The following is an 8,416-nucleotide window of genomic DNA, read 5'->3' on the forward strand; positions in this document are numbered from 1 at the left end:
GGGGACCCTGTGGGAGAGTAGGACGCCGCCGAACAAATTTTGAAGAAAACCCCCGTACCGGGATTCCTGGTACGGGGGTTTTCTGCATTTCAGGGCTTTTCCGGATCGCTTAGGGTCGAGTCATGCGCTACGACCTGGTCATCTTCGACAACGACGGCGTCCTCGTGGACAGTGAGCCGATCTCCAACACGCTGCTGGCCGCGTATCTCACCGAGTTGGGGCATCCCACCTCGTACGAGGAGTCCCTGCGTGACTACATGGGCGCCGCCATGCACCGCGTGCACGACCTGGTCGGGGAGCGGACCGGGCAGCGGCTGCCCGGGGACTTCGACGACGTCTTTCACGCGCGGGTGTTCGCCGCGTTCGAGCGGGAGTTGGAGCCCGTTGACGGGGTCGTACAGGTGCTGGAGAAGCTGACCGCGGGCGGGGTGCCGTACTGCGTGGCTTCGTCGGGGAGTCATGAGCGGATCCGGGTGGGGCACCGCAAGACCGGGCTCGACCGGTGGTTCGACGACGCGCGCATCTTCAGCTCGCAGGACGTGGGCCGGGGGAAGCCGGCACCGGACCTGTTCCTGCACGCGGCCGCGCGGATGGGCGTACCGCCTGAGAAGTGTGTGGTGGTCGAGGACAGCCCGCTCGGTGTGCGGGCGGCGAACGCGGCCGGGATGGATGTGCTCGGCTACACGGCCATGACGCCGGCCGACCGGCTGGCGGGTGCCACTCAATTGTTCGACGACATGGGGCAGTTGGCTGACCTGCTGGTATGACGGCCACCATGACGCCGGCCTGACAATTGTCACGGCCGGTACCGGACGATCGTTTCTACTGCCGCACCCGGTCCGACCGCCAAGCTGAGTACATCGAAACGGGACGTACACAGCGACGACGGAGGGACCCGATCATGAGCCTCACGATTACCGAGACCAGCACCGGAACGACTGCCCAGGCCACCACCACGGCCACCGAGACGTCCGCGTCCCGGCCCAGCTTCCTGCCGCTGATCCTGGACGTGGCGCTGCCCGTCGGGTCGTACTACCTCTTCAAGGACGGGCTCGGCATGAGCACCATGGCGGCGCTCGGCTGGAGCAGCGTGGCGCCGGCCGCGCGGACCGTGTGGAGCGCGGTGAAGGAGCGCAAGGTCAACGGCCTGGCGGGACTGATCCTCTTCGTGAACGTCGTCGGGCTGCTCCTCAGCCTGGTGGCCGGTGACCCGCGGCTGATGCTGGCCAAGGACAGCGGGGTCAGCAGCGCGATCGGTATCGGCGTCCTGGTGTCGGTCAAGCTCGGGAAGCCGATGATGACGCAGGGGATGAAGCCGTTCCTCATCAAGGGTGACGCGGCCAGGAGCGCGGCGTGGGACCGGCTGGTCGCGCAGTCGCCGCGGTTCCGGGCGGCCGAGCGGAACTTCTCCCTGGTCTGGGGTGTGGCGCTGCTCGGTGAGTGCGTCCTGCGGGTGGTGGGCGCCTACACGCTGCCGATCGACACCATGGTCCTGCTCGGTACGGTCGTCATGATCGCCACGATGGTGCTGGCCTTCCTCGTCAGCGGGCGGTTCGGTGTCGTTCCGATGCAGAAGATGCTGGAGCACGAGCTCGCCTCCCGGGTCGAGACCGAGAAGTGACGGTCCCTCCTCCGTCCCTCCTCCGCAGAGCTGAACAGAATTCATCTTCTGCTTGATCTACCCACCGGTAAGCCGGGGCCCTACGCTCGCCGCCATGACAGATGTGCTGCGGCGCGGTAGGGCCTCTTTGGCGTTCAGCTTCTTCGCCCAAGGGGTCGCGTTCGCGCTGCTCGTGACGCGCATCCCGGCCATCCAGGACCGGTACGGGATATCCGACGCGCTGCTGCCCGCCTTCCTCGCCGCGGTGCCGGTGCTCGCCGGGGTCGGCAGCGTGACCACCGAGCAGCTGGTGAAGCGGGTGCGGCCCAGCCGCGTACTGCGCTGGTCGCAGCCGGTCGTCCTGCTGTCCCTGCTCGGGGTCAGTGCCGGTGACAACCTGGTCGAGGTGGCGGTCGCGCTCGGCGCCTTCGGGCTCGCGGTGGGCGCCCTCGACGCCTCCATGAACATGCTCGGGGTGAGCCTGCAGCGCACGTACGGGCGCAGCATCATGCTCAGCTTCCATGCGGTGTACAGCCTGGGCGGGATCCTGGGCGCGTCGCTGGCGTGGGCGGGGGCGCACTGGCATCTGTCGCTGTTCGTGTCGTATCTGCCGGTCGTGCTCGTGCTGTTGCCCGCGGTCTTGGTGGGGAGCCGGTGGTACGTCGACGGAGGCGCCGGTGTTGCGCCGGCGGCGGGGGAGGGTGCCGAGGCCAAGCCGCTCGTCTTCAAGCTGCTGCTGCCGCTCTGTCTGGTGATGGCCTTCGCGTACATCGGGGACTCGACGGTCTCCAACTGGAGCGCGAAGTATCTGCAGGACGTGCTGGGCAGTTCGGAGCAGCTGGCGACCGTGCCGTACAACGTCTACATGGTCACCACCCTGCTGGGGCGGGCGATGGGGGACTTCGGGGTGCGGCGGTTCGGGGCCGTGGCCGTCGTACGGCTGGGGGCGGTGGTGGCCGCGCTCGGGTTCGCGGTGGTGGCGGTGGCGCCGGGACCGTGGGTCGGGATGCTGGGGTTCACGCTGCTCGGCCTCGGGCTGTGTGTGATCGTGCCGCAGACGTTCGCGGCGGCGGGGCGGCTCTTCCCCGGTTCGTCCGACACGGCGATCGCGCGGCTGAACATCTTCAACTACGTGGGCTTCCTGGTCGGAGCGCCCTTGGTGGGGGCGCTGGGCGACGCCTGGAACTACCGGGGCGCCATGCTCGTGCCCATGGTGCTGGTCCTGGTGACCTTGCGGTACGCCCGGTCGTTCGGTTCCGAACCGGACCGATACGGTGACGGGCATGAGCGGCCGCGCACAGCTGATGTGGGACGAGGCAGTAACGGGCTATGACTTCGGTCCTGAGCACCCGATGGATCCGGTCCGGCTGGCGCTGACCCGGCGACTGGTCGACGCCTTCGGGCTCGACCGGGAGATCGACGTGGTGGCGGCGAAGCCGGCGGGGGAGTCGACGCTGCGGCTCGTGCACCGCGAGGACTACGTGGCGGCGGTGAAGGCCGCGTCCCTGGATCCTGCCTCGGCGGACACGTCGTACGGCATCGGGACCCTGGACGATCCCGCCTTCGCCGGGATGCACGAGGCGTCGGCGATGATCGCCGGGCAGTCGGTCGGAGCGGCCGAGGCGGTGTGGCGCGGGGAAGCGCTGCACGCGGTGAACTTCGCGGGTGGGCTGCACCACGCGATGCCGGGCGCCGCCTCGGGGTTCTGCATCTACAACGACGCCTCGCTGGCGATCGCGCGCCTGCTGGAGCTGGGCGCCGAGCGCGTCGCCTACGTGGATGTCGACGTGCACCACGGCGACGGGGTGCAGGCGGCCTTCTGGGAGGACCCGCGGGTTCTGACGATCTCGCTGCACGAGCATCCGCGGACGTTGTTCCCGCAGACCGGGTGGCCGGAGGAGACCGGGGCCGACAGCGCGGAGGGCTCGGCGGTGAATGTGGCGCTGCCCGCCGGGACGGGGGACGAGGGGTGGCTGCGGGCCTTCCACTCCGTGGTGCCGGAGCTCATCGCCGACTTCCGGCCGCAGGTGCTCGTCACCCAGCACGGGGCCGACACCCACTTCGAGGACCCGCTGGCGCATCTCGCGGTGTCGCTCGACGCGCAGCGGGCCGTACAGGTGGCCTGTCACGAGCTGGCGCACGAGTACGCCGAGGGGCGCTGGATCGCGCTCGGCGGAGGCGGCTACGCGGTGGTGGACGTGGTGCCGCGGTCCTGGACGCATCTGGTGGCCATCGCGGCGGGGCGTCCGGTGGAGCCGGAGACGATGGTTCCGGAGAGCTGGCGGCAGGAAGTCTTCGCGCGGACACGGCAGTTGGCGCCGATGCGGATGACGGACGGGCGGTGGCCCGTGTCCTGGCGGGACTGGGAGGCCGGGTACGACCCCGCGGACCGGCTGGACCAGGCCGTACTCGCCACGCGGCGGGCGGTGTTCCCGCTGCGGGGGATGCTGGCTTAGCGCGCCCCGAGCCCGCCCTCGAGCCCGAGCCTGCCCCGCCCCGAGCCTGCCCCCGCCCCCGAGCCCGAGCCTGCCCCCGCCCCCGAGCCTGCCCCGCCCCCGAGCCTGCCGCCCCGGCCACGGCGGGCCTCCGTCCCCCCGTCTCGGCCGGCGTCCGTCCCCCCGTCTCGGCCGTCCGTCCCCCCGCCCCGGCCGGCGTCCGTCCCCCCGTCTCGGCCGTCCGTCCCCCCGCCCCGGCCGGCGTCCGTCACCTGGCCCGGCTGAGCGCCGATTACGCCAACTGTGCGGTGTTTTCGGCATTTTGGGCATACGGCGGCACCGTATGCGTCAGCATCGCAGTCGTGTTGAGCACCGGCGCATTGCGCGCGCATCTGCTGGCCGCCCGGCTGGCCGGGCCCGTGGCCACCTCGCGCGAGGAGAGCCTGCGCAGCTACCGGCTCTTCGCGGCTCGCGACCCGCGCGTGATGATCGGTCTCGATCCCGAGTGGACCTGGCGGCAGCAGGACCTGATCGAGCTGATGGCCGACAAATGCGGGGTTTCGGCCGACCCATTGCACAGAACCGGCAATGATGTGATCGACCCTGAGCGAACGCTGGCGGCTCTCGACGCTTTCGCGGAGCGACTCGGGGATGCGGCAGGGCGCGGGATCCCGGTGCTCCTGGGCACCGGACACCCGCACCGGCTGATCGGTTTCTACGCCGCCTTGGCGGACGCCTTGTCGGCGGCCGGATGTACCGTCCTCACCCCGGCGCAGGGTAGCTCTGTCGACATAACGACCCGGTTCGGTCTACGCACGTACAACCTCGACTACGTACAAGGTGTCGCGTTGGTGCGGGAACCCGGCGCGCGGGACCCGGGGCGCACGACCGGCGCACACACCCACTCGCCGCTGCCGGTTCGGCTCGCGCTGGCCGCCGCGGCGGCGGCCGGGGGGCCGCTCCCGGAACTCGTCATCGGGGACCACGGCTGGGTCTGCGGAGCAGGTCAGCTGGGGTTCGAGGCCATGGGCCTGGCCGATACGGACGATCCCGCGCTCTTCGTCGGGGAGGCGGAGGGGCGCGTGTCCGTCGTCGTTCCACTTGATGACGCTGTGCGGTCCGATTACTACCGACCGCTTACACGCTATGTACTCAATCGAGCGTGTCTGTCACAGTAGGCCGCCGATTGCAGCTCCTCTTCCCCACTCGCATCACCCGCCCCTACTCTGGGGAGTGAGCACGCAACGACGAAGTGTCACCGGAAGGGGAAGCCGGTGGCCGTCGAGTGCGGAAGGTTCAGGTGTGTCATGGCTGCAGCTGGCGAGAGGCCTCTGAACGAGGTTCAGTTCCTGACCGTGGCGGAAGTCGCCTCGGTGATGCGAGTGTCGAAGATGACCGTGTACCGCTTGGTGCACAGCGGTCATCTGCCGGCGATCCGGGTGGGGAGGTCCTTCCGGGTGCCGGAGCAAGCGGTTCACGAGTACCTCCGCGAGAGTTACGTGGGGGTGGAGACCGCCTGACGGCGCACCGCGGGATCCCCGGGAGGCCCTCAGGGCCCCTTGGGGATCCCCCGGTTCACCTCGATTACGACCTCAGCCCTCGGGCGGGTAGGCTGGCCCCTCATAGGTCGTGTGGGCCCATGCAGCCCAGCACCGAGTAAAGAGAAGTGAGCGAGGGTAGTCGTGGGCTCTGTTATCAAGAAGCGGCGCAAGCGGATGGCGAAGAAGAAGCACCGCAAGCTGCTCAAGCGCACTCGCGTTCAGCGTCGCAACAAGAAGTAAGGCCGTGCCCCGCACTCGCGGGGCCCGCCCTTGCGCTTGCGCGACCGCTGCAACAGCGCGCTCTGTGGCCCCCCATCGTCAGGTGGGGGGCCACAGCCGTATCCGGAGCCGTATCCGGAGCCGTATCCGGAGCCGTATCCGGGGTCGTATCCGGCCGAGGGCAGTTCGTGGGCAGTCCGTCCTGGCCCGCCGCGAACGGACCCGCTCTGGTCCGGATCCGGCCAACGGCCGCGTGGGCGTACGTCTGTGCCGCACCTGGCGTGGTCTGATCGTACGTACGAGGGCATCGTCACGTCGTGCATCGGGCGGTCATCACAGCGCAACATCGACCCGCTAGGTTGGCGGCAGACGGGGAACCCGGCAGGGTACGAGCAGCGGTACGCGGAGTTGTGCGAGGCGGAAGGAAGGCGCTGATCTTGGGGAAGGTCGTGCTCGTGACCGGAGTGGCCCGTCAGCTGGGGGGCCGGTTCGTACGACGGATCCAGCGTGACCCGCAAGTGGACCGGGTGATCGCCGTCGACGCGGTCCCGCCCGAGCACCACCTGGGCGGCGCCGAGTTCATCCAGGCCGACATACGGCAGCCCGCCATCGCGCGCGTGCTGGCCGAGTACTCCGTCGACACGGTCGTCCACATGGACGTGACGGGCACCCCGCTGGGCAGCGGCAGCCGGACCTCGGTCAAGGAGACCAACGTCATCGGCACCATGCAGCTCCTCGGCGCCTGCCAGAAGTCCCCCACGGTCAAGCGCCTTGCGGTGAAGTCCAGTACGAACGTGTACGGGTCCGCGCCGCGCGATCCGGCCGTCTTCACCGAGACGACCCCGGCCAAGTCGCTGCCCAGCGGCGGCTTCGCCAAGGACACGGTGGAGGTCGAGGGGTACGTCCGCGGCTTCGCCCGCCGCAGGCCCGATGTCGCCGTGTGCGTACTGCGGTTCGCGAACATCCTGGGACCGAGCGCGGACTCGCCGCTCGCCTCGTACTTCTCGCTGCCCGTGCTGCCGACCGTGCTCGGCTACGACCCGCGGCTGCAGTTCGTGCACGAGGACGATGTGATCGAGGTGCTGCGTCTGGCCTCGCACGACCCCGAGCGCGGGACGCTCAACAGCGGCACGTTCAACATCGCCGGGGACGGCGTCCTGCTGCTGTCTCAGTGCGCGCGGCGGCTCGGCCGGCCGACGGTGCCGCTGCTGATGCCCGCGGTCACCTGGGTGGGCACGGCGATGCGTACGCTGGGCGTGACGGATTTCTCGCCGGAGCAGCTGCGGCTGCTCACGCACGGGCGGGTCGTGGCGACGATCCAGATGCGCGAGACGCTGGGTTACCAGCCGAAGTACACGACCGCGGAGACCTTCGCGGACTTCGCACGAAGCCGGGGGCCCGGACTCCTGCCTCCGGAGGCCCTTGCGGGGGCCGTCGACCGGATCGCCGCACTGCCCGCCCTGGGCGGCGGCCACTCCCCGACGCAGAGCGCCAACTGAGGAGCGCATCAACAATGGCGGATGCCAAGGTCATTCCGTTCGACGACGACCGGTCGCGCGCGGGCGCGCCGCAGCGCCCGCCGCGCCGCCGGAGCGCGGGGAGCAGGCGCAACGGCGAGCCCGCGGTGGTACGTGAGGTACAGCCCCTGCCCAGCCGGTCGCCCGCGCTGGATGATGTTCCCGTGACACACGAGAACCCGGAGACACCCGAGCCCGCGCAGGGCAGCGGTCTGGAGCGCCGGATCGCCGGCGGCCTGGCCTTCCTGCGCCGCCGGCTGACCGGGGACTACGAGGTCGACGACTTCGGCTACGACGCCGAACTCACCGACCAGGTCCTGATGTCCCTGATCCGCCCGGTCTACGAGAAGTACTTCCGGGTCGAGGTGAAGGGTGTCGAGAACATCCCCGCCGACGGTGGCGCGCTGATCGTCGCCAACCACTCCGGGACGCTGCCGCTGGACGGCCTGATGATGCAGGTCGCCGTCCACGACAACCACCCCGCGGGCCGGCACCTCCGGCTGCTCGCGGCGGACCTGGTCTTCATGCTGCCGGTGATCAACGAGCTGGCCCGCAAGGCCGGTCACACCCTCGCCTGCGCCGAGGACGCCGAACGGCTCCTGGAGCGCGGCGAGCTGGTCGGCGTGATGCCGGAGGGCTTCAAGGGCATCGGCAAGCCGTTCAGCGAGCGCTACAAGCTTCAGCGGTTCGGCCGCGGCGGTTTCGTGTCGACGGCGCTGCGGCAGGGGACCCCGATCATCCCGTGCTCGATCGTCGGCGCGGAGGAGATCTACCCGATGATCGGCAACGCGAAGACGCTGGCGCGGGTGCTGGGATTCCCGTACTTCCCGATCACGCCCACCTTCCCCTGGCTGGGCCCGCTCGGAGCGGTCCCGCTGCCGACCAAGTGGACCATCCAGTTCGGCGAGCCGATCCGTACGGACGGGTATCCGCCGGAGGCGGCCGAGGACCCGATGCTGATGTTCAACCTCACCGACCAGGTCAGGGAGCAGATCCAGCACACGCTCTACAAGCTGCTGGTACAGCGGCGATCGGTGTTCTTCTGACGCTGTCGCGCCACTTTTGGATACGGCGGTGGGGGCGCCCCCTTTGAAAGGGGGCGCC

At 69.8% G+C, this 8,416-nt stretch carries 9 protein-coding genes; all 9 read left to right on the plus strand.

Annotation, left to right across the window (positions count from 1 at the left end; translation table 11 throughout):
• Positions 1-122: 122 nt before the first annotated feature.
• The 9 genes from ACFVYF_RS37675 to ACFVYF_RS37715 all read left to right on the plus strand — a co-directional run bounded on the left by ACFVYF_RS37675 (position 123) and on the right by ACFVYF_RS37715 (position 8,358).
• The gene (locus ACFVYF_RS37675) at positions 123-767 is read left to right on the plus strand and encodes an HAD family hydrolase (protein ID WP_389462566.1); all 645 of its coding nucleotides are present in this window, start codon (positions 123-125) and stop codon (positions 765-767) included.
• A gap of 134 nt (positions 768-901) precedes the next feature.
• Positions 902-1,621 (plus strand): VC0807 family protein, encoded by a 720-nt coding sequence (locus ACFVYF_RS37680; RefSeq protein ID WP_389462567.1) that lies wholly within the window; start codon positions 902-904, stop codon positions 1,619-1,621.
• Positions 1,622-1,715: 94 nt separating this feature from the next.
• A complete protein-coding gene (locus ACFVYF_RS37685; RefSeq protein ID WP_389462568.1) occupies positions 1,716-2,933 on the plus strand; it encodes an MFS transporter in 1,218 nt (405 codons plus the stop codon).
• Positions 2,884-4,056: an acetoin utilization protein AcuC gene (locus ACFVYF_RS37690; protein ID WP_389462569.1), complete on the plus strand. Its 1,173-nt coding sequence runs from the start codon at positions 2,884-2,886 to the stop codon at positions 4,054-4,056. The genes ACFVYF_RS37685 and ACFVYF_RS37690 overlap by 50 nt, the downstream gene beginning before the upstream one ends.
• A 341-nt stretch (positions 4,057-4,397) precedes the next feature.
• Positions 4,398-5,213, plus strand: a complete 816-nt coding sequence (locus tag ACFVYF_RS37695) for a phosphatase (RefSeq protein ID WP_389462570.1) — start codon at positions 4,398-4,400, stop codon at positions 5,211-5,213.
• Between the two features lie 129 nt (positions 5,214-5,342).
• A complete protein-coding gene (locus ACFVYF_RS37700) occupies positions 5,343-5,555 on the plus strand; it encodes a helix-turn-helix domain-containing protein (protein WP_004984898.1) in 213 nt (70 codons plus the stop codon).
• Between the two features lie 162 nt (positions 5,556-5,717).
• A complete protein-coding gene (locus tag ACFVYF_RS37705) occupies positions 5,718-5,816 on the plus strand; it encodes a 30S ribosomal protein bS22 (RefSeq protein ID WP_003948845.1) in 99 nt (32 codons plus the stop codon).
• Positions 5,817-6,232: 416 nt separating this feature from the next.
• Positions 6,233-7,294: an NAD-dependent epimerase/dehydratase family protein gene (locus ACFVYF_RS37710; protein ID WP_389462571.1), complete on the plus strand. Its 1,062-nt coding sequence runs from the start codon at positions 6,233-6,235 to the stop codon at positions 7,292-7,294.
• Positions 7,295-7,308: 14 nt separating this feature from the next.
• Positions 7,309-8,358 (plus strand): lysophospholipid acyltransferase family protein, encoded by a 1,050-nt coding sequence (locus ACFVYF_RS37715; protein WP_389462572.1) that lies wholly within the window; start codon positions 7,309-7,311, stop codon positions 8,356-8,358.
• The last annotated feature ends 58 nt before the right edge of the window (positions 8,359-8,416 follow it).

Source organism: Streptomyces sp. NPDC058274 (assembly GCF_042881375.1).
Taxonomy (GTDB): domain Bacteria; phylum Actinomycetota; class Actinomycetes; order Streptomycetales; family Streptomycetaceae; genus Streptomyces.

Excerpts from the sequence above, each read along its gene's own strand:
- ACFVYF_RS37685 (WP_389462568.1), top strand. The coding sequence starts at position 1,716 with ATGACAGATGTGCTGCGGCGCGGTAGGGCCTCTTTGGCGTTCAGCTTC.
- ACFVYF_RS37700 (WP_004984898.1), top strand. The coding sequence starts at position 5,343 with ATGGCTGCAGCTGGCGAGAGGCCTCTGAACGAGGTTCAGTTCCTGACC.
- ACFVYF_RS37675 (WP_389462566.1), top strand. The coding sequence starts at position 123 with ATGCGCTACGACCTGGTCATCTTCGACAACGACGGCGTCCTCGTGGAC.
- ACFVYF_RS37690 (WP_389462569.1), top strand. The coding sequence starts at position 2,884 with ATGAGCGGCCGCGCACAGCTGATGTGGGACGAGGCAGTAACGGGCTAT.
- ACFVYF_RS37680 (WP_389462567.1), top strand. The coding sequence starts at position 902 with ATGAGCCTCACGATTACCGAGACCAGCACCGGAACGACTGCCCAGGCC.
- ACFVYF_RS37715 (WP_389462572.1), top strand. The coding sequence starts at position 7,309 with ATGGCGGATGCCAAGGTCATTCCGTTCGACGACGACCGGTCGCGCGCG.